The following is a 26,439-nucleotide window of genomic DNA, read 5'->3' as shown; positions in this document are numbered from 1 at the left end:
ATCAGCAATCCGACCGAACTCCGTCATCCCGGCGAAAGTGGGGAATGTCCGCTCCCCACCCCAAAGCCGACATCCAGCGATCATTGACAAAGCTGTAAATAGTGGCATTCTGCAACGGAATCGGCCGCGAGAGACGGCCCCGAGAGGAGTGCTCCCATGGCTACCGTGATTCGCCAAGACCCCGACATCGCCGATCCCCTCGACGTCAGCCGCGCCGAATTGTGGCGCGAAGACCGCTGGCAGGAACCGATGCGGCAGCTCCGCACCGAATCGCCGATCCATTATTGCGAGGATTCGAAATTCGGCCCCTATTGGTCGGTGACGACCTACAAGCCGATCCAGCATATCGAGGCGCTGCCCAAGCTCTTCTCCTCGAGTTGGGAATATGGCGGCATCACCGTCGCCGGCGACGGGATCGATCATCTGCAGGAAGGCGATGTGCCGATGCCGATGTTCATCGCAATGGATCCGCCGCAGCATACCGCGCAGCGCCGCACCGTCGCCCCCGCCTTCGGCCCGTCCGAAACCGAGCGGATGCGCGCCGACACCCAGGCGCGCACCGCGGCGCTGATCGACACGCTGCCGGTCGGCAAGCCCTTCGACTGGGTCGAGAAAGTGTCGATCGAGCTGACCACCGACATGCTCGCGATCCTGTTCGATTTCCCGTGGGAGGACCGCCACAATCTGACCCGCTGGTCCGACGCGCTGGGCGACATCGAAAATTTCGGCACCGTCGAGCAACGCCAGGCGCGGCTTGCCACCGCGTTCGAAATGGGCGGCGCTTTCAAGCAATTGTGGGACCGCAAGGCGCAGAACCCCGGCACCCACGACCTCATTTCGATCATGCTCCAGTCCGACGCGATGAAGCATATGAGCGAGAATGAGTTCATGGGGAATCTCATCCTGCTGATCGTCGGCGGCAACGACACGACGCGCAATTCGATGTCGGCCTATGCCTATGGCCTCCATTGCTTCCCCGAGGAGCGCGCGAAGCTGGAGGCGAATCACGATCCCGACCTTGCGGTCAACGCGATGCACGAGATTCTTCGCTGGCAGACCCCGCTCGCGCATATGCGGCGCACCGCGCTCGAGGATACCGAGCTGTTCGGCCACCAGATCAGGAAACGCGACAAGCTCGCGCTCTGGTATGCCTCGGCGAACCGCGACGAAAGCGTCTTTCCCGACGGCGACCGGATCATCGTCGACCGCGAAAACGCGCGCCGCCACCTCGCCTTCGGCTATGGCATCCACCGCTGCGTCGGCGCGCGCGTCGCCGAACTGCAGCTCACGACGCTGATCTCCGAAATGCAGAAGCGGCGCCTGCGCGTGAACGTGCTGGCCGAGCCCGAGCGCGTCAATGCCTGCTTCGTCCACGGCTATCGCCACATGCAGGTCGAGCTGGAGCAATATTGACGCGATATTGACTCGGGGCCGTAACCGGGCGCAGATTCGGCACGAATAAGGGGCATGAGGACGCCCGACATGATCGAACGCCGTTACCTGTTGTCCGGTCTTGCGCTCGGCGGCGCGATGATCGCAGCGCCGATGCTGTTCGCCAAGCCCGGCAAGCGCCCACTTGCCGAGCCCGGCTGGCGATTGTCCGACGCCGAATGGCAAAAGCGGCTGACCCCGATGCAATATAAGGTGCTGCGGCAGGCGGCGACCGAGCGCGCGTTCACCAACCCGCTCAACAACGAGCATCGCGCCGGGATTTTCGCCTGCGCGGGCTGCGCGCTGCCGCTCTATTCGAGCCGGACCAAGTTCGAGAGCGGCACCGGCTGGCCGAGCTTCTGGGCGCCGCTGAAGGGTGCGGTCGCGACCTCGACCGACCATGAGATCGGCGTCGCGCGCACCGAAGTCCATTGCCGCCGCTGCGGCGGACATCTCGGCCATGTCTTCGACGACGGACCGAAACCGACCGGCAAGCGCTATTGCATGAACGGCGCTGCGCTGCGTTTCACGCCCGCCTGATCAACCCGCCGGCTTGACTCGCCACACAGCGAGGCCGGTATCGCCGGGTAGCGCCACGCGTTCGAGCCAGGCAGGCGGCGTTCCGGCATAGAGGCGCGCCGCGAGCGACGCCTTGCTCACGCGGCGATATTGCGAAAAATCATTGGCCCCCGGACAATAGACGACCAACGTTGCCTTCTGCTTGCGCACCAGCGCCTCGGCCTTTGCCGGATCGCCGATGAAGATGCGCAGCGTGTCGGCCATCGCCTCGCGATTGCGGTGATGCGGCGTCGCGACCACCGAATGATGCGTCCAGAAGATCAGCGGTGCGCCAAGATCGATCGGGGTCAGCAGCACCTTCGGCGGCAAGCGGTCGAGCGCGGCGATGGTTGCGGGATTGATGCAGGTCCGCTCCGAGACGCTTTTTTCCTGTCTATTCTGTTCGGCCTTGACCGCCGGAAAGACGAGGCCGGCGATCGCCACCACCGCGATACCGCCCAGCAGCGGCAGCGAGAGCGCCGCCGCCGCCGACACGGCGACGCGCGGCAACAAGGCGGTGATCGACCGCGCGCGCGTCCAGATGCGCAGCCCCAGCCAGGCACAACCCGGCAGCGCAAAGAGTTGCGCGGTGCCCGAGGCGCGCAACACGAGCAAAGACAATAAAGTCGCGCCGAGCAGCGCGATGATCACGGTCGCCCAGTTCCGCCGGTCCTCGACGCTGACGCTGACACGCCATGCGAGCCATGACCCGGCGAGCCCCACGATCGACGGAACGATGACGAGCAGCATGGTGTTCGCCGGCGAGGCCCATACCGGCTGGCCTTCGAGAACGTTGCGATACCAATATTGAACAACGATCGGGTCGAGTGTCGCGAACGGCCCCGCGGCGCAAAGCGGCTCGACCAGCACCAGGGTCCCGGCAGCGAGCGCGCCTGCGCCGCCGAGTGCGGCGAAGCGCAGCCAGCGCCGCGTCGGATCGACCCGGCCGATCGCGAAAACCGCGGCAGCGGCGGCGGCAAAGGCGGCGATATAGGGCGCCGACAGCGAATCGCACCAATGGCCCGCGAGCCCGGCGGGTCCGCGCGTCAGAAACTGAAAGAAAACCGCACCCCCCGCAAGCCCGCCCAAATAGCCCGTGAGCCGCGCCCGGTCGTCGGCGCGCGCGTGTAGCGCCCAGCGCAGCGCGGCAAGCGCCGCGAACAGCGCGGCGATGGGCAGGCCCTCGATCGAGATGGCAAGCAGCGCCGCGGCGCTCAGCCCCGCGATCATTCCCGCGCGGCCGCTGGCGGGACGGAGCGCCTGTCCCATGATCAACATCGCGAGGAAAATCTGCCAGCCATGATGATCGACCCGCAGCGGGCGAAGCTGGATCACGATGAAAGCGGCGGCGACGAGATAGAGCGGCACGACATAGGCAATCCGGCGGTCGGACAAATGCCGATAGCCGCGCACGCAGGCGACGCTGAGCGCCGCGCCGAGCAGCGGCGGCCACAGCGTCATCACCACCTGCTCGGCCAGCGTCTGGCCGAGCAGCGGCTTCAAAAGCAGGATTCCGAATGCCAGCGGCGCATCGACGATGCGCGACCAGTGCATCAGCACGCCGCCGCCCGCCGGATTGACGCGATATTGGGTGAGATCCCACCAGCCCTGCCCGGCGAGCAGGTCGCGGACCTGCGCCATCCGCATCGCATCGTCGGTGTCGCTGAGTTCGAGCGTCGCGATCGCGTGCCAACGCGCGACGATGGCGATCAGGCTCATCGCCGCCCAGACGATCAGCGCGATTCGGACCGGCGTCAGCCAGGGGCTGAAGCCATGGTCCGCCGCCTTGGATGCGGGCGGCGCCGCGTCGGTCATGCCACGGCGGCCCGGAAAACGATGTGGCGACGCAGCAGATAGGTGGCCTGGAAACTGACGACGATCGCCGCCAGCTTCGCCAGCCGCGGATCGAGCCCGAGCGCGGTGCCGACGCCGACGATTGCGGTCGTAAGCGCCAGCCCGATCATCGCCGATCCGATGAACAGCAGTTTCTGCCGATGCCGCTCCCCGGTCCCGCGCGCCGCGGCGCCGTCGGCGAAGACGAGCCGGCTGGACACGAGCCAGTGGACAAGGATGCCGGCGCAATAGCCGATCGCCGACGCGATCATCGGCGTCAGTCCGGCACTCAGCAGCAGCAGGAACAGCCCGGCATCGCTGCCGAGCGCCAGGCCGCTGGCGAGCAGATAGTTCAACCAGCGCGCCTCGCCGCGGCGGACGAGCCCGATCAGGCGGACGACGGGGTTCCGCATCGCATCGACGCCCTCGGCCACGGCTCAGGCCGCCTTGGCGACGCGCGCGGGAACGTCGCGGACCGATGCCAGCGCCGCCTGTTCGCCCTCGGTACCGCTTTCGTGATATTCGGCGTCCTCGTTGACGCCCCAAATATCGTAGACGCGTGTCCCGGCGACGATGTTGCGCACCGTCAGCATCGCGGTCATCATCGCATGATCCTGATTATTGTAGCGGTGCATCCCGTTGCGTCCGACCATGTGCAGCGTCGGATATTTCGCCTCGAGTTCTGTGCGCATCGTCGCGACATGCGCGGCATAATCATCGTCATAGACCGGATAGGCCTTTTCCTGCCGCACCACCGCGCCGCCGACGACATCGTTCGGATCGCAAAGGCCGAGGATCGCCATTTCCTTTGTCGCCAGCGCGACCAGATCCGCGTCGCTCGACGACCAGAGCCCGTCGCCCTCGAAGCAGAAATATTCGAGGCCGACGCAGGCGATCGCCGGATCGGGGACCATTTCGGGCGACCAGCTGCGGAAATTCTGCACCCGGCCGACCTGCACCTTGCTGTCGTGGATATAGATCCAATTGTCGGGAAACAGATCCTCCGAGCGGATCTTGAGCGCGACGGTCAGGAAGTCGCGATAATTGAGCTTCGGCGCCGCGGTGAGCGCGCAGGCCGGCAGCGGATGGATGCGCGCCGCCAGCTCGCGCATCGGCGCCGAGTTGATCACATGCGCGGCGTCGATCACGACATCGCCGTCAGGCCCGTTCGCGGTCAGCCGCCAGCGGCCGCTGACCTGATCCTGGGTAAGCTGCTTGAAGCTGTGCCCCATCAGCACATGGCCCCCGGCCGCCGCGACCTTGTCGCGCGCCGCCTCCCACATCATTCCCGGCCCGAGCCGAGGATAGCGGAAGGTTTCGAGCAGGGTCTTGGTCGCCATGCCGTCGTTCGGCGCCTTGTTGAGCCCGAGGCTGCGCTTCAACCCGTCGAGCACCGCGGCGCCGAGGCTCAGCCCCTTGATGCGCTGCGCCGCCCAGTCGGCCGACATTTCGTCGCACGGCATCCCCCATACCTTCTCGGTATAGGTCTTGAAGAAGATCGAATAGAGCTTCTGCCCGAACTGGTTGATCGTCCAGTCCTCGAAGCTGCGGACCTTGCGGTTCGGCAGCAGCTTGGCCTTGGCATAGCTCGCCATGCACAGCGCCGAGCGGACGACGCCGAGGTTCCACAGCGCCTCGAACGCGCGCAGCGGATAGGAGTAGAATTTGCCCTCATAATAGATGCGGCTCATCCGCGGGCGCTGGATGAAATCGTCGGGCAATATCTCGTTCCACAGATCGACCACTTCCTGGCTCTTCGAGAAGAAACGATGTCCGCCGATGTCGAAGCGAAAGCCTTCATGCTCGACGGTGCGGCTGATGCCGCCGACATAGACGGGATCCTTCTCGATCACCGTCACGCTATACCCCTGCTTGGTCAGCAGATAGGCAGCGGTCAGCCCCGCCGGGCCGGCGCCGATAATCGCGACGTCGGCGCTTGTCGGCCGGTTCTTCGACACTTGGGCGTTGGTCACTGGAATATTCCCCCCACAGAAAAGCCTTGCTCGCCCGCCGCTCTGCCCAAACATGGCTAAGAAGTGGTTAATCGGTGAAAGAGATCGTCGCCGCGGTCCGTAAATTCAGGCGTCTCCGCCCTTTTGGCGGATCGTCCGCATCCAGCGCTGGCGCAGCGCCCCGGGCCGTTCGCCGTGGCGATCGTCGAGGAAGGTCGCGGCGGCGACGCGATCGGCGCGGAAATGCCGGAAATCGCCGCGCAGCTCGCACCAGGCGGCCAGCGTCCGCCGGTCGTTGAAATAGCCGATGACGATCGGCCAGATCACTCGCTCGCTCGCTGCCCCGCTCTCGTCGCGATAGGCAAGCCGGATCTTGCGCCCTTCGCGGATCCACCGCCGCGTGCGGGCGATGTCGATGCCGTCGGCGAGCTGAGCGTGCGGCCGACCGGTGCCCGTCGTCGGTTCGGTCAGAATCGGCCGCATCTCGTCGGGAATCGCGGCGGCGATCTTGGCGATCAGGTCGCGCGCGGCGTTGGCGAGCGCCGGATCGCCGCGCCCCGCGACCCATTGCGCGCCGAGCACCGCCGCCTCGATCTCGTCGGGGGTCAGCATCAGCGGCGGCATGTCATATCCTGCGCCGAGAACATAGCCGAACCCGGCTTCGCCCTGGATCGGCACGCGCTGACCGATCAGGTCGGCGACGTCGCGATAGACGGTGCGCACCGACACCTCGAGCTCCCCCGCCATTTCGCGCGCGGTGACCGGGCGCGACGAGCGGCGCAGCAACTGGATGATCTGGAACAACCTGTCCGCTCGCCGCACGATTCGGACCTCTCCATTTCCTGCTGACAATATGCTGTCAGTAGCCCCGTCCTACAAGCGTGACACGGCGGGCGGCAAGCCCCGCCGCGACGTTTCCTTCCAAGGAGTTTTTGCGATGATCACTCTCTATCACGCGCCGCAAAGCCGCTCGACGCGCATCATCGGCCTGCTCGAAGAACTCGGCGAGCCCTATGCGATCCATCCGGTATCGATCTTTCGCCCGATGACCGGAGAGGGCAAGGGCGACCCCGCCAATCCGCATCCCGACAAGCGGGTTCCGGCGATCGAGCATGACGGCCAGCTTCTTGCCGAATCGGTCGCGATTGTCCTCTATCTCTGCGACGGTTTCGCCGAAAAGGGCCTCGCGCCGCAGCCCGACGATCCCCGCCGCGGCGCCTATCTGACCTGGCTCGCCTGGTATGCGGCCGAACTCGAACCCGCGATGTTCGCGGGATTCGCGGGCGAACTCGACGCATCGCCGCTCAAGCGGCGTGCCTATGACGCCGTGCTTCACCGCATCGAAACCGCGCTCGCTCGCGGTCCCTATCTGCTCGGCGACACTTATTCGGCCGCCGACTTCCTCGTCGCCAGCGCGCTCGCCTTCGGTCGCAGCGTCTTTCCCGAAAGCGATGCGATCGACGCCTATATCGTCCGCTGCAACGAACGGCCGGCGATCCGGCGCGGTCAGGCGCTCGACGACGCATCAGGCGTACAGCGCCTCGCCGCCTGATCGCGCGGCGCGACGAAACGCCCACCGCGAAGGTCGAACCGAGCGAAACGAGCCGCCGGTTCAGCGGGGCGCCAGCTTCGCATCCTAGGATGGCATCGGGACCAAAATAGTTGGAACGAAAACCATGATCTGGATGAAGAAACTGGCGCTCACCGCGCTGATCGGCGTCAGCGCCGTCGCCGCCCTGCCGGCCGAGGCCGACGCCCGCGATCGGCACCACCGCCATTACAGCTATCGCGACCGCGACCATGATCGCTATCGCGATTATCGGCGGGACTACCGCCGCGACTATCGCCGCAGCCATTATCGCAACCGTTATTATTGCCGCCGCGGCAGCGGAACGACCGGGCTGATCGTCGGCGGCGCGGCGGGCGCGCTCCTCGGGCGCGAGGTCGACCGTTACGGCGACCGCACGCCGGGGACGATCATCGGCGGCGCCGCAGGCGCGCTGATCGGCCGCGAAATCGGTCGCGGCGGCCGCTGCTAGGACGCGGTCACGATGGCCCGCCGGCGTCCTCCGCCGGCGGGCCGCGGGCGCTGCTGCCTTCGCCGGGCGCCGCCGCCCCGGCCGCCAGCGCCCGCGCGATCGGCTTCAGCGCCACGGTGCCAAGCTTGACGCGCGGCGCCGCCTTGCCGGGCGCCGCGCCGATCGCGAGCGCGGGATCGAGGCGCAACGCGGCGGCCGACGCCTTGGCCATGCGAACCGTGTAGCGACCATAAGCCACGCTTTCGAAAAGATAATAGCCGTCGAACTCGGTCAATGCCGTCGCGCGCACGCGTCCCTCGGCATCGACGAGTTCGAGCGCGAGCCCTTCGATCGGATTGCCGCCGTCGCGGATCATCACCCCCTCGATCTCGCCCGCCGCGGTCATCGGCAGCAGGACGCGCGTCGCGACCCCGGGACGCGGTGTGACGACGACGCCGGGCAGCGCCGGCTGAACATAGGGGTCGGGCAGACTGCCCGCGTCGATGCCGATCATCACCGGGCGAAAGGGTTCGAGCCCGTCGATCGTCGCCTGGCCGCTCGCGTCGGTCGATGTTTCGAGCAGCGCATTGCCGGCGGTCAGCGGCACGCCCTTCAGCGCCGCCTCACCCGGCTGGCGGATGCCGTCGCCATTGTCGTCCATGAAAATTTCGGCGCTCACCTGGCCGCGACCGCCGAGCTTCTCGCTCGACATACGCCAGCCGCCGCCCGCGGGCTTCGGCCCGAAGCTGAAGGCGAGCGACAGCGACGCCGCGACCGAGCCGTCGGTCGCTACCTCGCCGAAACCGCTAAGCTGCAACGTCTTGAAACGGCGCGTATATCCCAGCCCCGCACGGCCACGCGCGAGCCCCTTGTCATAGCCGAGCTCGGCGCGCCATTCGGCGTCGCCCTTCCCCGCCCATTCGCCGACGACGGCGAGGCGCGTGTCGGCCTCCTGCCCCGACAAGGCGAAGCGCGCCTCGCCGCGCAGGCGAACGCGTCCGATCCGGGCGTTGGCGAGCAAGGTCGCGGTCAGATTGTCGGGCGGATCGGGGCCGCCGGGCGCCTTGGTATGGCTCCAGTCGAGCTGCCCGGTGAAGGTCAGCGCGCGGAAGCTCAGCGACGCGCGGCCCGATGCCTGCAGGTTCGACGCGCCCGAGGCGCGGTCGATCTGCGCGAGGTCGACATGCAACGGCACCACCGTCCGCCCGAGCTTGACCGCCTGATCGACCGAGAGCGAATAAAGCCCGGTGATTCCGCCGACGAAGCGGTCGGAAACGAAGCCGTCCCAACCGCGCATCGCATCGGCGCGGACATTGGTTTCGCCGAACGCCGCAAGCCAGCTTGCACGCAGCGCTTTCCCTCCGTCATCGGCGTAGCTTCCCGCAACCTCGAGCAGCGACGGCCCGATCGAGCGGCGCACCGCCGCCTCGCCATAATTGCGGCGGACATTCTCGATCATCAGGCTGTGGAAATAGGCGGCGATCGAGGTCCGGGTGTCGAGTCCGCGCTCAATCCCGGCGGTGCCACGCCAGCCGCGCCGGAACGCGCCGCCGTGCCGGGCGAATTCGATCAGGTCGGTATCTTCCTGCGCGACGCCCGCCCAATACCAGGTCTGTTGCGGTGGGATCGAGTCGATCCCGACCTGCAACTGCCTGATTTCGCGCCTGATCTGGCCTTGCGGCCCGTATAGCACGATCTCGAAGCGGTTCGCGCCATATTGCAGCGGCACGTCGAGGAACTCGTAGCGACCGTCGCTGTTCGGGCTCGTGAAGGCGAGCAATTGGCCGTTGCGATAGAGTTCGGCGTCCCAGCCCGCGGGCAGATCGCCGCGAAAGCTCGTCTTGTCGAAGCTGTCGGGGCGCTCGACCGGGCGGTTGGTGATCACCGCACCGCGCCCGGGCGCGCCCTGCGCAACCAGTCCCGTCGACAGCAGGCTGACATCGCCGACCGCATAATGGGTCGCATGGAGCGGGCCGAGCAGCCGTCCCTCGGGGTCGGTGCGATAGAGGCGCATCCGCAAACTGTCGGGAACGCCCTTGTCGTCCGACGACAGCCGCGCGTCGAAACTCTGCCCGAGCGCTTCCCCCGCGGCGAAAATCTCGTAGCGCGCCTGTGCATAGGAGCCGCCCTTCCGGTCCGACACCACCCCAGCCGAGGCGACGACGTCGACCGACGGCGTCGCCCACGCCTGATAGGGCCGCGTCGCCTGCGGCAGGCTCGCAAGGTCGAAAGACGCCTGCGGACGCAGCCCCGCCGCGCGCGCGCGCCGCTCGGCCGCGAGCTGGAAGGGCAGCTTTTCCTTGGCGTCGATGCGCAGCACGGCGTTCGACAGGTCGGCGGTGATCGGCACGCCGAGCCACTGGTTCAGCCGGTCCAGATCGACGCACCAGCCCGCCGGCGTGTCGCGGATCGCGGTCGCGCCGATAGGGTAGCTCTGGCTGCCAACGCGCACCTGTCCCGCCTCGCGGTCGATCAGCAGGCTGCGGCGCTCGTCGAATACCCAGCCGGTTGCGCGGCGCAACTTCTTGTCGACGCGCACCGCAAGGTCGAGCGCGAGCACCATATCGCCCAGGTCGACGCAGATCCCCTGCGGCGTCTGATACCCGCGCACCCCGTCGCCGAGGCGGTATTGGCCCGAGCGCAGGTCGAACAGCCAGCGGTCGTCCTCGTTCGGCCGCCAATCGTCGGCGGTGACGGAAACCGGCTTTTCTTCAAAGGCCCCTGCGCCAGCCGGGGCGAGCCCGACCAGCGTCAACCCGGCGGCAAGCACCGGAAGCCATCGCAGGAGCGCCGCGCGGAGCATCGCCCGCCCGCGGTCTTCGCGCGGATCCCTGCCCTATTTCACTACCCGGTCCGCCTCGGCGATCGTGCCGCCGCCGATGTCGCGATCCTCGCTGTAGCGGATATGCACCGGCCCCTTGAGTTCAGCGGCAAGTTCGGGCGGGACGGGCAGCGACACCCTGCGTTCGCCGACCTCGGGATAGACCGCGATTCCGCGCGCGAGCAGCAGCGGCTCGGCGACCCCCGGCCGCGTCACCTCGATATCGCCATAGACCGAACGGTCGCCGCTCCGCGCCAGGTCGAACTCGAACGCCGGCCCATCCTTCGTCGCACCGACCCGGGCGTCGCCGATCGTCGCGGTCGCGCCGAGGTCGCCGACGCGGACGATGATCGGGATGGTGATGCCATAGATCGGCGTCAGCGCGATCGACACGCCGGTGGGCGCGGGCCTGGCGGGATCGGCCGCGACCGCAGGCGCCGCATCGGGCACCGCGCGGAACAGCATATGCGCGCGATATTCGCCGGGCGCGAGGCCTTCAGGAAGGCGCACCCCGACGCGGATCACCTGCGGCTGGTTCGGCGGCAGGGTAACGCGGCGCGGGCTGAAGGCGATCATGTCGAGCGCGGCGCGCTCGGCGGGCGTCGCATTCGCCTCGTCGATCTCGTCGAGCCCGCCCGCGGCCGTCATCCGCTTGATTTCCAGGCTGATGCGATAGGTCGCGGGTTCGCTGCCGATATTGTTGAGCACCACTTCGGTGCCGCGCGATCCGTCGAGAATGACCCGCGTCGGCGCGACGAGCAGGTCGCCCGCAGCCAAAGCGGGCGGCGCAGCGGTGCCGAGCGCAGCCGCCGAGAACAGGCAAAAGCCCTTGATAAAGCGCAACATAGACACGATCCCCACAATCGTTGCGGAGCGACGGCCGCCGCTCCTTTGGTTGGTCGCATCCCTGTTGCGCCATCATGGTTGATATTTCGCTAACCATGATGGCCGGCCGGACCGGGGCCGCGCGCACGAAAAAGGGCTCCGGAGGCTGGTGCTCCGAAGCCCTTTTGTCGGCCGGCGAGCCCTCGAGGCTCGCCGTCCCCCACCCGATTACTGGTAGTTGGCGGTGACGGTGAACGTCCCGGCATAGCTGCCCGCCGCCTGATTGGCGCCGACGCTGAGCGCGCCGCCGACCGAGAAGCTGTTGCCCGACGCGGCGAGCGTCATCGAGGTCGCCGACGAGCTCAGCGTGGCCGTCATGCTGTTGGCGCCCGAGCTTAGCGACACCGTCGACGGAACGCTGATGGTGACCGCCTGGCCGGTCGTGCCGCCGAGGTTGAAGCCCGCGGCCGAGGTCGTGCCGATGCAGGTCAGGCCGCTGCCGCAGCTCACGCCACCGGTGGTCGAAACCGTGACGGTCGAGGCGGCGGTGCCGCTGACGATCGTCGCGAAATCGAGATCGGTGCTGTTGGCAATCGTGAGCGGCGCGAGGATTTTCGCCTTGGCCGTCGCCGTGGCCGTCGCGGCGTGCGCCGCCGAGGCGTTCATCGCAAAGGCAGCAATCGCGGCGCCGACGAGGGCGCGCTTCATTCCAGTGGTACGCATAGATTTGGTCCCTTGAACAGTCGAAAATCGAATGGAAATCCCACCCCATTCGCCGACACCTTTAGCGGGTCACCCGTTCAGGCTTTGCGCAACAAGCATGGTTAACAGCACATATAGGAATAGCCCGCGTTGCGCGAAGCAAGCGAGCGAAAACAAGGCCTTGAGCCATGGTTAGGTCGATCGTGGGGATCGCCTTCGGCCTGTTAACGGCCCGCCGCGGGACAGATTAAGCGCGCAGCAAAAAAAAGATCGCGCGAATCGGCCGGGGTCAGATGCCCTCGCCGCTCAGCCGCTGGCAGATCATGTCGAGCTGGTCGAGCGACGCGAATTTGAGCGTCAGCGCCCCCTTGCCGCCGCCGGCATAGTGAATCGCGACCCCGATCCCCAGCAGTTCGGACAAATGGCGCTCGACCGCGACGATGTCAGGATCGCGGCCGCCATCGAGGCTCTTATATTCGAGCGGCGCCCTGTTGCGGCCCCCGCCCTTGCCTTCGCGCACCAGCGCTTCGACCGCGCGGACCGAAAGCCCCTCCTTGACGATCCGACGCGCGATTTCCTCGGCCCCCTCGGCGCCGATCAGCGCGCGCGCGTGGCCCATCGACAGCGCGCCGTCGCCGACCAGATCCTGCACGTCCTGCGGCAGGTCGAGCAGGCGCATCAGATTCGCGACATGGCTGCGCGATTTGCCGACCAGCTTCGCCAGTGCTTCCTGGCTGTGGCCGAAATCGTCGATCAGACGGCGATAGGCGGCCGCTTCCTCGATCGCGTTGAGATCCTGGCGCTGGATATTCTCGACCAGCGCAATCTCATAGGTCGCGGCGTCGTCGAGCTCGCGGACGAGCGCCGGAATCTGGTGCAGCCCGGCGCGCTGCGCCGCGCGCCAGCGGCGTTCGCCGGCGACGAGCTGATAACCATGCCCATCAGGGGCATGGCGAATGATGATCGGCTGCAGCAGCCCGCGCGCGCCGATCGAATCGGCGAGCTCGGCAATCGCCGCTTCGTCGAAATGGCGGCGCGGCTGGTTCGGCAGCGGGCGAATCGACGCGACCGCGACATGCTGGACTGCGTCGCCCGCCACCGGTGCCGCCTTCGCCGCCGCGCCCGGCGAGGCGAGCACCGGCGCCTCGACCGCCGCGTCGCCGAACAGCGCGTTCAGCCCACGGCCCAGGCCCGAGGGCCGCTTGCGCGGCGCCTGTCCACCTATTTCCTTTTCATTATCAGACATTTAAGCTGCCTTGCGAATATCGGGCAGGCGGTCGATCAGCTCGCGCGCGAGCGCGATATAGGCCGCCGACCCGGCGCAGCGATGGTCATAGATCAGCGCCGGCAGCCCGTGGCTCGGTGCTTCGGACAGGCGGACATTGCGCGGGATCACCGTCTCGAACACCACCGGGCCCAGCACCTCGCGGACGTCGTCCGATACCTGGTCGGTCAACCGGTTGCGGCGGTCGAACATGGTCAGCGCGACCCCGAGAATGAACAATTGCGGATTGAAGCGCCCGCGCACCCGCTCGACCGTGGTCAGCAACTGGCTGAGTCCCTCGAGCGCGAAAAACTCGCACTGAAGCGGAACGAGCAGCGATTCGGCGGCGATCAGCGCGTTGAGCGTCAGCATCCCGAGCGACGGCGGACAATCGATCAGACAGATGTCCCATTGCCCCGCTTCGGCGCCCGACAGCGCCTGTTGCAGGCGGTGCAGCCGATCGGCGAACTCGATCAGCTCGATCTCGGCGCCCGACAGGTCGACCGTCGCGGGAACGATATCGAGCCGCGGCACTGCGGTCGGCACCGCGCATTCGGCGACCGTCGCCTCGGCGCGCAACAGGTCATAGCTCGAATATTCGCGCTGCGCCTGCGTGATACCGAGCCCGGTCGAGGCGTTGCCCTGCGGGTCGAGGTCGATGAGCAATGTTCGCCATCCGGTCGCCGCAAGCGCGGTCGCCAGATTGATCGCGGTCGTCGTCTTGCCGACCCCGCCTTTCTGGTTCGCCACGGCAATTCGGATCATCATTTCCCTCTTTGCTCTGCGCCGATACGGCCCTCGCCCACCAAAATCCGGCTTTCCGCATCGGTGCGGCTCTGTTCCACGTGAAACATTCTCTGCCATGGCTGCGGCAGCAATGCCAGTTCCTTAACCGCGTTTCGCCCCTTTGGCAGCAGCCAGCGCGTCGATTCGGTGGAAAAACGCGTGGACAAGGCAATCAACCGGTCAAGCGGCGCAAAGGCGCGGGCGCTGATCGTCGCCGCGGCGCGTGTCTCGACGCGTTCGAGCGGTGCTTCGGCGACCTCGACCTGCGTCAGATCGAGGTCAGCCGCGACCCCGCGCAAAAATTCACACCGCCGCCGCCGCGATTCGACGAGCAGCATCGGCCGCGGGCTCAGGATCGCCACCACCAGCCCCGGCAGCCCCGGCCCGCTCCCCAGGTCGACCCAGAGCCCGTCGCGTGCCGGATCGAGCGCCAGCAATTGCGCGCTGTCGGCGATATGCCGCACCCACAGGCCCGGGATCGTCGACGCCGCGATCAGATTTTGCCGCCCATTCTCCTCGATGAGCATCGCGGCAAAGCGATCGAGCCGCTCCCATTGCCGCGCCGTTGGCGCGAAAACATCGCCGATCCAACCCCGCGCCTGCTCCTCGCTCGCCAGTACCTCGTTTGCCATCATCTCTCTCGCTTGGCCCATAATCCGCGAAGCAGTTCTCTCTACTTTTTTCACCTGCGCGGTTTTTTCGGACTAAGCCGCACGCCGTCGCCCATGCACCATGATCGCGGTCAGCGCTGCCGGCGTCACCCCGTCGATCCGCGCCGCCTGTCCCAAGGTCTCGGGCCGCGCCTTCGACAGCCGTTCGACCATTTCGCGCGACAGGCCGCCGATCGCGGCATAGTCGAGCGCCGGGTCGAGCGCGATCGCCTCGTTCGCCGCGAGTGCGCGAAGCTCGGCATCCTGCCGCGCAATATAGGGGGCGTAATGCGCATCCTCGGCCAGCTCGGACAGGATCACATCATCGATCGCGTCGAGCACGGGCGCGAGAATCTTGAGCGATGCCATCGCGACTTCGGGAAAGCGCAGCAGGTCGATGCGACGCCGTGCCACCCCATCGCCCGGAATCGCGAGGCCGATCGCGGCATAGTCCGCCGTCGCGACCGGCGCCGCGAGCAGGGCCTGGGCCTTCGCCCGCTCGGCCATCCGCGCCTCGAAAAGCGCCGCCGTCGCGGGCCGCACCAGCCCGAGCGCGATCCCTTTCGGGGTCAGCCGCGTCGCGGCATTATCGGCGCGGAGGCGCAGGCGATATTCGGCGCGCGCAGTGAGCATCCGATAGGGCTCGGTCACCCCCTGCAGCACCAGATCGTCGATCATCACCCCGATATAGGATTCGGAGCGGTCGAGGATCATCGGCGCGCGGCCCTGAACGCCGAGCGCAGCATTGGCGCCGGCGACCAGCCCCTGCGCTGCGGCCTCCTCGTAGCCGGTCGTGCCGTTGATCTGCCCCGCGCAGTATAGCCCCCCGATGGCGCGGACCTGCAGCCCGCGGTCGAGCGCGCGCGGATCGATATGGTCATATTCGACCGCATAGCCGGGCACCGTCATCTCGACCTTTTCCAGCCCTTCCATCGTGCGCAGCATCGCGAGCTGGACATCGGCGGGAAGCGAGGTCGAAACGCCGTTCGGATAAACGAGTGGCGAATCGAGCCCCTCGGGCTCCAGAAACACCTGATGCCCGTCGCGGTCGGCGAAGCGATGAATCTTGTCCTCGATCGACGGGCAATAGCGCGGACCGGCGGCGCCAATCGCGCCAGTAAATAACGGCGAGCGGTCGAGATTCGCCGCGATGATCGCGTGCGCTTCGGGATTGGTGCGCGTGATCGCACAGAAAATCTGCGGTACGCTTCGCGCGCTGTTCCACGTGGAACAGGTCCAGTCGCCGTCATCGGACGGCTGCTCCTCGAGGAGTGCCCAGTCGATCGTCCGGCCATCGAGGCGTGGCGGCGTGCCGGTCTTGAGCCGCGCCATCGGCAGGTCGGCGGCGCGAAGCTGCTCGGCGAGACGATGCGCACCGGCCTCACCGATGCGGCCCCCTGCCATCCGCTCTTCCCCGCGAAAGAGCCGTCCGCCGAGAAAAGTACCGGTTGCGAGCACCACCGCCTTCGCGGACAGGCGTATGCCGTCACCCAGATCAAGGCCCTCGACCCGCGCACCGTCCGAAGACAGGGCCAGCGCCGCCGCTTCCCCCGCAATGACGGTGATCCCTTCTTCCGCCGCGAGCAACCGCTGGATCGCCTCGCGATAGAGTTTGCGGTCGGCCTGAATGCGCGGTCCCTGCACCGCCGCGCCCTTCGACGCGTTGAGCATCCGGTAATGGATCGCCGCAGCATCGGCGGCGCGCGCCATCCAGCCGTCGAGCGCATCGACCTCGCGCATCAGATGGCCCTTGCCGAGCCCGCCGATCGCGGGATTGCACGACATCGTCCCGATCAGCGCGGGATCGAAACTGACGAGCGCGACGCGCGCGCCAAGCCGCGCCGCCGCCGCGACCGCCTCGGTCCCGGCATGTCCACCGCCGACGACGATGACATCGAAATTCGTGTCCTTCTGCATGATCGCGGCGCCCATAACCCAAAGCCGCCTCCAAATCCATCGGCGCGTAGCGCCCAATATTATCTCACGCAAAGGCGCGAACACCACGTCTTCTTCTTTGTGCCTTTGCGCCTTTGCGTGAGATCTTCTTCTTCCTGAAACCCATAATCTCACACAAAGACACAAAGAGGGCGCGACCGTGCGATAGGGCGCGTCCTCTTTGTGTCTTTGTGTGAAAAAGGCGCGCGCGCCCAGCTTCGCGATGAAGCTTGTTCCACGTGGAACATCATTTGCCGATACAGAAGCGCCCGAACAATGCGTCGAGCATATCCTCAACTCCCCCGCGCCCGGTGATGCGGTCGAGTGCCACCGCCGCGAGCCGCAAGCGCTCCGCGATCAGGATCATATCCCCGGCCTCGCGCGTGCCCGCTTCGATCGAAAGCCAGTCCCTCGCCTCGGCAAGCGCGGCGCGCTGGCGCTGGCGCAACGCGGCTTCGCCTTCGCGCGGCAGTAGGGTGCGTGCTCTTTCGACGATCGCGGCGTGGAGCCGGTCCATCCCCTCCCCCGTCGCCGCCGACAGGATCAGGTCGCAGCGCGCCGCCCGGGCCTCAGCCGCAGAGTCGCCGCGCCAACGATCGGCCTGCGCGGCGATCAACAGGCGACGCGGATGCGCGGGCGCGTCCGCCGGCGGTCCGAGCCAGAGCAGGATATCGGCCGCCTCGACCGCTGCTTTCGCGCGGCCGATTCCGATCGCTTCGACATCATCGGCACTTTGGGTGCGGATACCGGCCGTATCCGAAAAGCGCATCGCGATCCCATCGAGCGCGAGCGGCGTCTCGATCACATCGCGCGTCGTCCCCGCGACCGGCGACACGATCGCCAGCTCACGCTGCACCAAGACATTGATAAGAGTGGATTTACCGGCATTCGGCGGCCCCGCGATCACCACCGACAAGCCCTCTGAAATCACCTCTGCCGCTGGCCGCGCCAGCCATTCGCCGAGCTCGGCGGCAAGCGCCGCCATCCCGCTCACCAATCGCTGCGCCGCTCCTTCGTATACGTCGACATCATCCTCATCGGCAAAATTGAGCTCGGCCTCGGCCCCCGCCATCAACCCGAGCATCCGCTCCTGCCAGCCCATGACCGCGCGCGACACATGGCCGCTCGCCATGCCGAGCGCCTGCACCCGCTGGCTCTCGGTCTCGGCCGCGAGCAGATCGGCAAGGCCTTCCGCCTCGGCAAGGTCGATCTGCCCGTTCAGAAAGGCGCGGCGCGTGAACTCGCCCGGCTCGGCGCAGCGCAGTCCCGGCAATGCGCCAAGCGCCGCTTCGACCGCCGCCACCACCGCGCGGCCGCCGTGCAGATGCAGTTCGGCCAGATCCTCCCCGGTCGCGGTCGCCGGTCCCGGAAACCACAGCAGCAGCGCGCGGTCGAGCGGCGCGCCGGCCGCATCGTTCAGCTCGGCCAGCGACGCGCGGCGCGGCGCGGGCAATCGCCCCGCCAGCGCTTTGAGCGCCGGTCCCGCCGTCGGCCCGCTGATGCGCACGACGGCGATCGCCGCCGGCGGCATCCCGCTCGACAACGCAAAAATCGTATCGCTTACAAGGCTTTGGTTCAGCTCTTGCGTCCCTTGGCGGATTTGTCGTCGTCGCCTTTGTCGGCTGCTGCCTTCGACGCACCGCCCATCAATCCGCCGCCGAACTGGCCAAGCAGCGACTGGACGAGACCGAGCCCGCTTTCGCCCATCGGCACCCAGCTCTTGACCATCGCCTGCACCATGTCGGGGGTGATCCCCTTCGCCATCAGCTCCTTGACCCGCGACAGATAGATGTTGTGGAGCGGCTCGAGGTCGGGAAGCCCGAACAGTCGGCGCGCCTCTTCGGGGGTGCAATCGATCTCGATATTGAACTTCATCGCCTGGCCTTCCCCTTCGGCGCTTGAGCCGCGCCCCGTCGCCCGCTAGCTTCGCGCTTTCCCCGCCAAGAAGCAAGAGACAGGAGAGCTCCCCGATGTCCGCCCCTTCCCCGACGAACACTATCATCCCGACGCTCGACGGCGAAGGCGCGATTCCCGCCTATGTCGCGCGGCCCGACGCCGATTCGTCGCGCGCGATCATCGTCATTCCCGAAATCTTTGGGGTGAACGCCGGAATCCGCGAGAAATGCGACGATTGGGCGGCGCAGGGCTATCTGGCGGTCGCGCCCGACATCTTCTGGCGCTTCGCCCCCGGCATCGAGCTCGACCCCGATATCGAGGCCCAAATGAACGAGGCGCTCGGCTATTTCGGCACCTTCGATCCCGACGCCGGGGTCAAGGATATCGAAGCGGTGATCCGCTGGGCACGCGGCCAGGGCGCGAACAAGGTCGGCGCGGTCGGCTTCTGTCTCGGCGGCAAGCTCGCCTATATGACCGCGGCGCGCACCGACATCGATGCATCGGTCGGCTATTATGGCGTCATGATCGACCAGATGCTGGGCGAAAGCCATGCGATCGCGCATCCGCTCGTGCTCCATATCCCGACGAGCGACCATTTCGTCAGCCCCGAGGCGCAGGCGAAGATGCACGAAGGCCTCGACCCGAACCCGAAGGTCACGCTCTACGACTATGAAGGGCTCGACCATGGGTTCGCCGCGACCCACGGCAACCGCCGCAACGACGAGGCGGCGCAGCTCGCCGACGGCCGCACCCGCGCCTTCTTCGCCGAGCAGCTCGCATGAGCGCGCATCGGGGCCTCGCCGCCTGGCACGCCTATATGGCGGGCGGCGGCGATCCCGGGGCGCTCAAAGCCTTGCTCGCCGAGGATGCGGTGTTTCACTCGCCCGTCGTCCACACACCGCAGGAAGGACGCGACAAGGTCTTCGCCTATCTCCACGCGGCGAGCCATGCGCTCGGCGGCGACGATTTCCGCTATCTGCGCGAGATCGTCGACGGCGATCAGGCGATGCTGGAATTCCAGACCGAACTCGACGGCATCCAGATCAACGGCGTCGACATCATCCGCTGGGATCGCGAAGGAAAGATAAAAGATTTCAAGGTGATGGTGCGACCGCTCAAGGCGATCAACAAGGTGTGGGAAAAGATGGCGGCGATGCTCGCGGCGCAGGCCGGCTGACCCTATACGCCGATGCTCCGCTGGATCGCCTTTCCCGTTCTGATCGCGCTCGCCGCCGCGGCGGCCTGGTGGCCACCCGCGCGCTGGACGCTGGTGGCCTGGGTGCCGCTTCTCCTTCTCGCCCTCTATGACGCGGTGCAGCGCAAGCACAGCCTGCGCCGCAACTATCCGCTGATCGCGCGCATCCGCTGGCTGTTCGAAGCGCTGCGGCCCTTTCTCTATTCCTATATCGTCGAAAGCCCGCTCGAGGGCCGCCCCTTCGCGCGCACCGAGCGTGACCTTGTCTATGCGCGGGCCAAGGGCGATCTCGACGCGCATCCCTTCGGCACCGAACTCGACGTCTATTCGGACGAATATGAGTGGATGAGCCACAGCATCGCGCCGAAGCACGACCATGACCGCACGCAGCGGGTGACGGTCGGTGGCGCGCAATGTTCGCGGCCCTATGACGCCGCGCTGCTCAACATCTCGGCGATGAGCTTCGGCTCGCTAGGCGCCAATGCGATCGAGGCGCTCAACCTCGGCGCCAAGCTCGGCAATTTCTACCACGACACGGGCGAAGGCGGCTTCAGCCCCTATCACGCCAAATATGGCGGCGATATCGTGTGGGAGCTCGGCAGCGGCTATTTCGGCTGCCGCGACGAGACCGGCCGCTTCGATCCCGCGCGCTTTCGCGACCGCGCGCAGAGCGAGCAAGTCAAGATGATCGAGATCAAGCTCAGCCAAGGCGCGAAACCGGGGCACGGTGGGGTGTTGCCCGGCCCCAAGGTCAGCGCCGAGATCGCGGCGACGCGCGGCGTCCCCGAAGGGCAGGATTGTATTTCCCCCGCCGCGCATTCGGCTTTCGCGACCCCGATCGAGATGATCGAATGGGCCGCGAAGCTGCGCGAGCTTTCGGGCGGCAAACCTGTCGGCATCAAGCTCTGCGTCGGCCAGCCGCACGAAATCTATGCCGTCATGAAGGCGATGATCGAGACCGGAATCCGGCTCGATTATATCGTCGTCGACGGCGCCGAGGGCGGGACCGGCGCGGCGCCGGTCGAATTTTCCAACCGCGTCGGGATGCCGCTCCGCGAAGGGCTGATCTTCGTACGCAACGCGCTCGTCGGCTGCGGGCTCAAGGAAGAGATAAAGCTCGCCGCGTCGGGCAAGGTGCATTCGGGGGCGGGGCTTGCGACCAACTGCGCGCTCGGCGCCGACTGGTCGAACGCCGCGCGCGCCTTCATGTTCACGCTCGGCTGCGTCCAATCGCTCAAATGCCACACCGACAAATGCCCGACCGGCATCGCGACGCAGGATCCCGGGCGCCAGCGCGGACTGGTGGTCGAGGACAAGGCCGAGCGCGTGCGCCGTTTCCAGGCCGCGACGGTGTCGGCGCTATGGGACCTGAGCTGCGCGATGGGGCTCGACAATCCCTGGGCGATCCGGCCGCACCACCTCCACGAACGGCTCAATTCGGCGCGCTCGGATTCGATCGACCGCATCTATAAATTCTATGACCGCGGGGTGCTGCTGGACGATCCCGATTCGCTGTCGAGCGCCCGCTATTGGGCGATGGCGCGCGCGAACAGTTTCCGCGCGGCGCTTTAGATCAGGCTCAATTCGGCCAGCTCACGATAGAGTTCGGGCGGCAGGTCGGCAATCCCGTCGCCGTCATCGATCCCCTTCGGGGCATCGGCGTCGGTCAGATAGCGCCAGCCCTGATGCGCGCGCTTCGGCTGCGGGTGGATGCGTTCGAGCAGCCCTTTGCAGACGATGTCGATCCGCCCGTCGTCGCGATCGTCGAAGCGCAATATCTCGACCCGGCCGACGAGCGTATGGCGGACGATGAAATGCAGCTTGCCGCCGATCAGCTCGTCGGCGCGCTTCGGCTTGAACCGCGTCGTGAAGCGAACCTCCCCTGTCTCGCTGCGCGCGGAAATCCGCGCGGCGAGCGAGGGATAGTCGAGGCATCCCACGGCGACGCGGGTCATGTGGAGCTGGGACATGAAGTCCATATGGGGAGCCGGCGAGAAGATCGCCAGCCCGCCAATCAGCCGCCGATCAGCTCCATGAAATGCGGGTGGACGTCGTGCCAGCCCTCCCAGATCATCTTCAGCGCGACATAGACGATCACCGCGAGGCCGACCCAGGCGATCCAGCGATAGCGCTCGATATATTTGGCGATGATGTTCGCCGCAACGCCCATCATCGCGACCGCGAAGATCAGCCCGACGATCAGGATGCCCGGATGCTCGCGCGCCGCGCCGGCGACCGCGAGGACATTGTCGAGGCTCATCGACACGTCGGCGACCGCGACGCCCCACGCTGCGGCGGCGAAGCTTTTGGCGGGCTGGAGGCCCGAATCCTCGTCGCCCTCGACCTCGGGCGAGCCGGCCGATTCGCCGTGCCCGCCACGCAGGTCGCGCCACATGCGCCACGCGACCCAGAGCAGCAGCAGACCGCCCGCGAGCACCAGACCCACGATGCCGAGCAGCTGCTGGACGACGAGCGCGAAGCCGATGCGCAGGACAAGCGCGGCACCGACGCCGATCAGGATCACCTTGCGGCGCTGGTCGGCGGGCAGGCCCGCGGCGAGCGCGCCGACAACGATCGCATTGTCGCCCGCGAGCACAAGATCGATCAGCAGCACCTGGATGAAGGCCGCAAAGGCCGCGGGTTCGGTGATGTTCGAGAAATCATGGACGATCGCGTCCCAGATTCCCGCCGACGGCGCCGCGCCCGCGGCAAAATTCATCAATTCCACGATCATTTCAGCGCACCCATCCGAACAAATGGCCGAGGCCGATCACCGGATCGACCCAGCCGTCGTAAATCATCTTCAGCGCCACATAGAGGATCACCACCAGCCCGATCCAGGCGATCCAGTGATAACGCTGCAGCAGCTTGGCGACATAATTGGCCGCAAGCCCCATGACGATCACCGTGAAGGTCATACCGACGAACAGCAAGGCCGGATTTTCCCGCGCGATCGACGCGACGAGCAGGACATTGTCGATGCTCATCGACAGGTCAGCGACCATGATCGACAGCGCGGCTTTGAAGAAGGTGGTGCGCGCCGGCGCGCCCTCGATATCGGGGGTCGCCGGATCGTCGACCGGCCCAGCGGCCGCGGCGGGGCGGATTTCGCGATACATGTTGTAGGCGACCCACAGCAGCAACAGCCCGCCCGCGAAGACAAGGCCGGTGATCTTGAGCAATTGCGTCGCGACGAGCGCGAAGCCGATCAGGAAAATCAGCGCCATGCCGACGCCGAGCATCAACACGCTCTTGCGGTCGCGCTCGGGAAGCCCGCCGGCGATCGTGCCCATGATCAGCACATTGTCGCCCGCCATGGTGAGGTCGCCGATGATGATCTGGCCAAGCAGGATCAGCCCCGGGCCGGTGAAGATCGCCGAAAAGTCCATCGCCGAAAAATCCATCAGAGCGGCTCTCCGAAATAGCTGACCGTGGGAACCGGATCATAAAAGGGATGCAGCAGCGCGCGCCACCGCTCATACCTGTCCGAACGCCGGAACCCCTCGCGATGATCCGCGACCGATCGCCAGTGCGCGATCAGCAGATAGGGCTGGCCGGCTTCGAGCGGCGGACGGATTTCGAGCCCGAGGAAACCCGGCGAAGCTTCGATCAGCGGCCGCGCCTCGGCGACGGCCGCCTCGAACGCGGCTTCGGACCCCGGTCGAACCGGCAGCAAGGCAAGTTCGACCACGGCCACGCGCACGGATTTACTGGTTCATCGAATCGAAGAAATCTTCGTTCGTCTTGCTGTCCTTGATCTTGTCGAGCAGGAATTCCATCGCATCGACGGTGCCCATCTGCATGAGGATGCGGCGCAGCACCCACATCTTCGAAAGCTTGCCCTTCTCGACGAGCAATTCTTCCTTGCGGGTGCCCGACTTGCCGACGTCGAGCGACGGGAAGATGCGCTTGTCGGCGACCTTGCGGTCGAGGACGATTTCGCTGTTACCCGTGCCCTTGAATTCTTCGAAGATGACTTCGTCCATGCGGCTGCCGGTATCGATCAGCGCGGTCGCGATGATCGAGAGCGAACCACCTTCCTCGATGTTGCGCGCGGCGCCGAAGAAGCGCTTCGGACGCTGGAGCGCATTGGCGTCGACACCGCCGGTCAGCACCTTGCCCGACGACGGCACGACGGTGTTGTAGGCGCGTCCGAGACGCGTGATCGAGTCGAGCAGGATGACGACATCCTTCTTGTGCTCGACGAGGCGCTTCGCCTTTTCGATCACCATTTCGGCGACCTGGACGTGGCGCGTCGCGGGCTCGTCGAAGGTCGAGGAGACGACCTCGCCCTTCACGCTGCGCTGCATGTCGGTGACTTCCTCGGGGCGTTCATCGACGAGGAGGACGATCAGATAGACCTCGGGATGATTGTCGGTGATCGCCTTGGCGATATTCTGCAGCAGCACCGTCTTGCCCGTGCGCGGCGGCGCGACGATCAGTGCGCGCTGGCCCTTGCCCTGCGGGCTGACGAGGTCGATGACCCGCGCCGACTTGTCCTTTACCGTCGGGTCGACGGTGTCGAGCGACAGTTTCTGGTTCGGATAGAGCGGGGTGAGGTTGTCGAAATTGACGCGGTGGCGCACCGCCTCGGGATCGTCGAAATTGACGCTGATCAGCTTGGTCAGCGCGAAATAGCGTTCGCCGTCGCGCGGCGCGCGAATCTCGCCCTCGACGGTGTCGCCGGTGCGCAGGCCATATTTGCGGACCTGGTTCGGCGAGACATAGATGTCGTCGGGCCCGGCGAGATAATTGGCTTCGGACGACCGGAGGAAGCCGAAGCTGTCGGGCAGGACTTCGATCGTCCCCGATCCGATGATTTCCTCACCCTCTTCGGCGAGTTCCTTGAGGATCGAGAACATCAGGTCCTGCTTGCGCAGCGTCGAGGCGCCCTCGACGCCCAGTTCCTCGGCCATTTCGACAAGCTGGGCGGGCGATTTAGTCTTGAGTTCTTTAAGATGCATGGATGGATTCCAGGATGAGATTCAGGAGAAATAATCTTTGTTTTCAGTGCATCCGCGGGGATGCCTATCCGGCCGGGGGACGGCCGTTCACGATAGTATCGGCGCGGGAAGCGCCGCCCGCGTGGAAAGCGGGGTTGATCGGCCCCTATAACCCGCTTTTGCGCAAGTCAATCGCGGCTGCGCCGGGGCGGCGGTTCAGAACGGCCGCACGACCACCAGCACGACGATGATCGCCGCTGCGATCCCCGGCACCTCGTTGAGGAGACGCAGTTTTTTCTCGGTCAGCGGGCGTTCGCCGCGGCGCAATTTCTTGAAATAGCCGATCAGCCAGCCGTGATAGGCCGAGAGCAGGATGACGAGCAGCAATTTGCCGTGGAACCAGCCCTCGCGCCAAACATCGCCGTTGAAGGCGAGCATCAGCCCGAACACCCAGACGAGGATGATCGACGGATTGAGAATGATCTTGCGCAAGCGATCCTCGCGCTCGATCCATTTTTTATCCTCGTCCGATCCGACCGCGCACTGGTGATGATAAACGAAGAAGCGCGGCATCATGAACAGCCCTGCCATCAGGAAGATGACGAAAATCACGTGCGCGGCTTTGACCCAAAGCATCGTTACCCCCAGAAAACCTGCCATAAGTCCCGCCTACCCACGGACGCGCCGGATCAGATGTTCGACATGGGCTATGGGCGTGTCGGGCACGATGCCATGGCCGAGATTGAAGATATGGGGGCGATCGGGGAAAGCCGCAAGGATGCGGTCGATCGCGGCGTCGAGCACCTCGCCCCCCGCGACGAGCGCGAGCGGGTCGAGATTGCCCTGCACCGGCAGATGCGCGGGCAGCGTCGCGTCGGCCCAGGCCGGATCGACCGTCTCGTCGAGACCGATCGCATCGACGCCGGTCTCGTTCGCATAGGAGGCGAGCTTGCCGCCCGCGCCCTTCGGAAAGCCGATGACCGGCGTGTCGGGATGGAGCGCCTTCAGCCGGCGCACGATCTCGGCATTGGGCGCGATCACCCAGCGTTCGAACTGCGACGGCGAAAGGCTGCCCGCCCAACTGTCGAAAAGCTGGACCGCCTCGACGCCCTGTTCGATCTGGCCCGACAGATAGGTGACGCTCAAATCGACGATCGCCTCGACGATCGCGCCGAACGCGGCCGGATCGCCGAACGCCATCCGCCGCGCCGCGGCCTGGTCCTTCGACCCCTGCCCCGCCACCATATAGGTCGCGACGGTCCACGGGCTGCCGGCAAAGCCGAGGAAGGTCGCTTCGGGGGGCAAGGCCTCGGCAACGCGCGCGACGGTGGCGTATACCGGGTCGAGCCGCTGCGGCATCGCCGCGAGCGACGCCAGCTTGGTATCGACGAGCGGCGGCGTGAGCCGCGGGCCCTCGCCCGCCTCGAACCACAGATGCTGCCCGAGCGCGTGCGGGACGACGAGAATGTCGGAAAAGAGGATCGCGCCATCGAAGCCGAAGCGGCGGATCGGCTGCAAGGTGACCTCGGCCGCGGCCTCGCTGTCGTAGCAGAGTTCGAGGAAGCCCCCCTTGGTTTCCCGGAGCGCGCGATATTCGGGGAGATAACGCCCGGCCTGGCGCATCAGCCAC

The 26,439-nt window shown here is 66.5% G+C and carries 27 protein-coding genes; 7 read left to right on the top strand and 20 right to left on the bottom strand.

Features of this window, described 5'->3' with window-relative positions; all coding sequences use genetic code 11:
* Window positions 1–156: 156 nt before the first annotated feature.
* A complete protein-coding gene (locus tag VHO04_RS14620) occupies window positions 157–1,413 on the top strand; it encodes a cytochrome P450 (RefSeq protein WP_329628968.1) in 1,257 nt (418 codons plus the stop codon).
* A gap of 69 nt (window positions 1,414–1,482) precedes the next feature.
* Entirely contained in the window at window positions 1,483–1,971 is a 489-nt protein-coding gene (gene msrB / locus VHO04_RS14615) for a peptide-methionine (R)-S-oxide reductase MsrB (protein ID WP_329628967.1), read from the top strand.
* Here the strand turns inward: msrB and VHO04_RS14610 are convergent, their stop codons facing one another.
* From VHO04_RS14610 to VHO04_RS14595, 4 genes are all read right to left on the bottom strand, one after another.
* Window positions 1,972–3,804 (bottom strand): hypothetical protein, encoded by a 1,833-nt coding sequence (locus tag VHO04_RS14610; protein WP_329628966.1) that lies wholly within the window; start codon window positions 3,802–3,804, stop codon window positions 1,972–1,974.
* Window positions 3,801–4,256 (bottom strand): GtrA family protein, encoded by a 456-nt coding sequence (locus VHO04_RS14605; RefSeq protein WP_329628965.1) that lies wholly within the window; start codon window positions 4,254–4,256, stop codon window positions 3,801–3,803. Before VHO04_RS14605 ends, VHO04_RS14610 begins: the two co-directional genes overlap by 4 nt.
* A gap of 3 nt (window positions 4,257–4,259) precedes the next feature.
* Window positions 4,260–5,795 carry an NAD(P)/FAD-dependent oxidoreductase gene (locus VHO04_RS14600; protein ID WP_329628964.1) on the bottom strand — a complete coding sequence of 512 codons (1,536 nt, stop codon included), beginning with the start codon at window positions 5,793–5,795 and terminating at the stop codon, window positions 4,260–4,262.
* A 105-nt stretch (window positions 5,796–5,900) separates the two neighbouring features.
* Entirely contained in the window at window positions 5,901–6,578 is a 678-nt protein-coding gene (locus tag VHO04_RS14595) for a YafY family protein (RefSeq protein WP_329628963.1), read from the bottom strand.
* Between the two features lie 133 nt (window positions 6,579–6,711).
* Between VHO04_RS14595 and VHO04_RS14590 the strand changes: the two genes are divergently transcribed.
* Together VHO04_RS14590 and VHO04_RS14585 are read left to right on the top strand one after the other, a co-directional pair.
* Window positions 6,712–7,326: a glutathione S-transferase family protein gene (locus tag VHO04_RS14590; protein ID WP_329628962.1), complete on the top strand. Its 615-nt coding sequence runs from the start codon at window positions 6,712–6,714 to the stop codon at window positions 7,324–7,326.
* Between the two features lie 124 nt (window positions 7,327–7,450).
* Window positions 7,451–7,813, top strand: coding sequence for a glycine zipper 2TM domain-containing protein (locus tag VHO04_RS14585; RefSeq protein ID WP_414713122.1), 363 nt, complete (start codon window positions 7,451–7,453; stop codon window positions 7,811–7,813).
* A gap of 7 nt (window positions 7,814–7,820) precedes the next feature.
* Here the strand turns inward: VHO04_RS14585 and VHO04_RS14580 are convergent, their stop codons facing one another.
* The 9 genes from VHO04_RS14580 to VHO04_RS14540 all read right to left on the bottom strand — a co-directional run bounded on the left by VHO04_RS14580 (window position 7,821) and on the right by VHO04_RS14540 (window position 18,650).
* Window positions 7,821–10,595: a carboxypeptidase regulatory-like domain-containing protein gene (locus VHO04_RS14580; protein WP_329628961.1), complete on the bottom strand. Its 2,775-nt coding sequence runs from the start codon at window positions 10,593–10,595 to the stop codon at window positions 7,821–7,823.
* 33 nt (window positions 10,596–10,628) lie between these two features.
* Entirely contained in the window at window positions 10,629–11,459 is an 831-nt protein-coding gene (locus VHO04_RS14575; protein WP_329628960.1) for a molecular chaperone, read from the bottom strand.
* Between the two features lie 207 nt (window positions 11,460–11,666).
* Window positions 11,667–12,161 carry a DUF4402 domain-containing protein gene (locus VHO04_RS14570; protein ID WP_329628959.1) on the bottom strand — a complete coding sequence of 165 codons (495 nt, stop codon included), beginning with the start codon at window positions 12,159–12,161 and terminating at the stop codon, window positions 11,667–11,669.
* 268 nt (window positions 12,162–12,429) lie between these two features.
* Window positions 12,430–13,386 carry a ParB/RepB/Spo0J family partition protein gene (locus VHO04_RS14565; protein WP_329628958.1) on the bottom strand — a complete coding sequence of 319 codons (957 nt, stop codon included), beginning with the start codon at window positions 13,384–13,386 and terminating at the stop codon, window positions 12,430–12,432.
* Window positions 13,387–14,169: a ParA family protein gene (locus VHO04_RS14560; protein ID WP_105999072.1), complete on the bottom strand. Its 783-nt coding sequence runs from the start codon at window positions 14,167–14,169 to the stop codon at window positions 13,387–13,389.
* Complete coding sequence (gene rsmG, locus VHO04_RS14555) at window positions 14,169–14,822, bottom strand: 16S rRNA (guanine(527)-N(7))-methyltransferase RsmG (protein WP_329628957.1); 654 nt, start codon at window positions 14,820–14,822, stop codon at window positions 14,169–14,171. Before rsmG ends, VHO04_RS14560 begins: the two co-directional genes overlap by 1 nt.
* 72 nt (window positions 14,823–14,894) lie before the next feature.
* Window positions 14,895–16,757 (bottom strand): tRNA uridine-5-carboxymethylaminomethyl(34) synthesis enzyme MnmG, encoded by a 1,863-nt coding sequence (gene mnmG / locus VHO04_RS14550; RefSeq protein ID WP_329628956.1) that lies wholly within the window; start codon window positions 16,755–16,757, stop codon window positions 14,895–14,897.
* A gap of 265 nt (window positions 16,758–17,022) precedes the next feature.
* Window positions 17,023–18,327: a tRNA uridine-5-carboxymethylaminomethyl(34) synthesis GTPase MnmE gene (gene mnmE, locus VHO04_RS14545; protein ID WP_329628983.1), complete on the bottom strand. Its 1,305-nt coding sequence runs from the start codon at window positions 18,325–18,327 to the stop codon at window positions 17,023–17,025.
* Between the two features lie 23 nt (window positions 18,328–18,350).
* Window positions 18,351–18,650, bottom strand: a complete 300-nt coding sequence (locus VHO04_RS14540; RefSeq protein WP_329628955.1) for a DUF6489 family protein — start codon at window positions 18,648–18,650, stop codon at window positions 18,351–18,353.
* Window positions 18,651–18,745: 95 nt separating this feature from the next.
* On the opposite strand from VHO04_RS14540, the gene VHO04_RS14535 reads away from it, so the two are divergent.
* From VHO04_RS14535 to VHO04_RS14525, 3 genes are read left to right on the top strand one after another with little or no spacing between them, the layout of a single operon-like run.
* Window positions 18,746–19,453, top strand: a complete 708-nt coding sequence (locus VHO04_RS14535) for a dienelactone hydrolase family protein (protein WP_329628954.1) — start codon at window positions 18,746–18,748, stop codon at window positions 19,451–19,453.
* Window positions 19,450–19,848, top strand: coding sequence for a nuclear transport factor 2 family protein (locus VHO04_RS14530; RefSeq protein WP_329628953.1), 399 nt, complete (start codon window positions 19,450–19,452; stop codon window positions 19,846–19,848). Before VHO04_RS14535 ends, VHO04_RS14530 begins: the two co-directional genes overlap by 4 nt.
* A 12-nt stretch (window positions 19,849–19,860) precedes the next feature.
* Window positions 19,861–21,438, top strand: a complete 1,578-nt coding sequence (locus tag VHO04_RS14525; protein ID WP_329628952.1) for an FMN-binding glutamate synthase family protein — start codon at window positions 19,861–19,863, stop codon at window positions 21,436–21,438.
* On the opposite strand, the gene VHO04_RS14520 is transcribed toward VHO04_RS14525, so the two are convergent.
* The 7 genes from VHO04_RS14520 to hemE all read right to left on the bottom strand — a co-directional run.
* Complete coding sequence (locus tag VHO04_RS14520) at window positions 21,435–21,845, bottom strand: DUF1489 family protein (RefSeq protein WP_329628951.1); 411 nt, start codon at window positions 21,843–21,845, stop codon at window positions 21,435–21,437. The two genes, VHO04_RS14525 and VHO04_RS14520, sit on opposite strands and share 4 nt — an antisense overlap.
* Before the next feature lie 35 nt (window positions 21,846–21,880).
* Window positions 21,881–22,585, bottom strand: a complete 705-nt coding sequence (locus VHO04_RS14515) for a YjbE family putative metal transport protein (RefSeq protein ID WP_329628950.1) — start codon at window positions 22,583–22,585, stop codon at window positions 21,881–21,883.
* A gap of 16 nt (window positions 22,586–22,601) precedes the next feature.
* Window positions 22,602–23,270, bottom strand: coding sequence for a YjbE family putative metal transport protein (locus VHO04_RS14510; protein WP_329628949.1), 669 nt, complete (start codon window positions 23,268–23,270; stop codon window positions 22,602–22,604).
* Window positions 23,270–23,569: an antibiotic biosynthesis monooxygenase gene (locus VHO04_RS14505; protein WP_329628948.1), complete on the bottom strand. Its 300-nt coding sequence runs from the start codon at window positions 23,567–23,569 to the stop codon at window positions 23,270–23,272. The genes VHO04_RS14510 and VHO04_RS14505 overlap by 1 nt, the downstream gene beginning before the upstream one ends.
* A gap of 4 nt (window positions 23,570–23,573) precedes the next feature.
* Complete coding sequence (gene rho / locus VHO04_RS14500; protein ID WP_329628947.1) at window positions 23,574–24,830, bottom strand: transcription termination factor Rho; 1,257 nt, start codon at window positions 24,828–24,830, stop codon at window positions 23,574–23,576.
* Between the two features lie 195 nt (window positions 24,831–25,025).
* Window positions 25,026–25,469: a CopD family protein gene (locus VHO04_RS14495; protein WP_329628946.1), complete on the bottom strand. Its 444-nt coding sequence runs from the start codon at window positions 25,467–25,469 to the stop codon at window positions 25,026–25,028.
* Window positions 25,470–25,478: 9 nt separating this feature from the next.
* A partial coding sequence (gene hemE / locus VHO04_RS14490) for a uroporphyrinogen decarboxylase (RefSeq protein WP_329628945.1) occupies window positions 25,479–26,439 on the bottom strand: 961 nt, incomplete at its 5' end.

Source organism: Sphingopyxis sp. (genome assembly GCF_036261875.1).
GTDB lineage: Bacteria > Pseudomonadota > Alphaproteobacteria > Sphingomonadales > Sphingomonadaceae > Sphingopyxis.
This window is presented reverse-complemented; position numbering and strand designations above follow the sequence as displayed.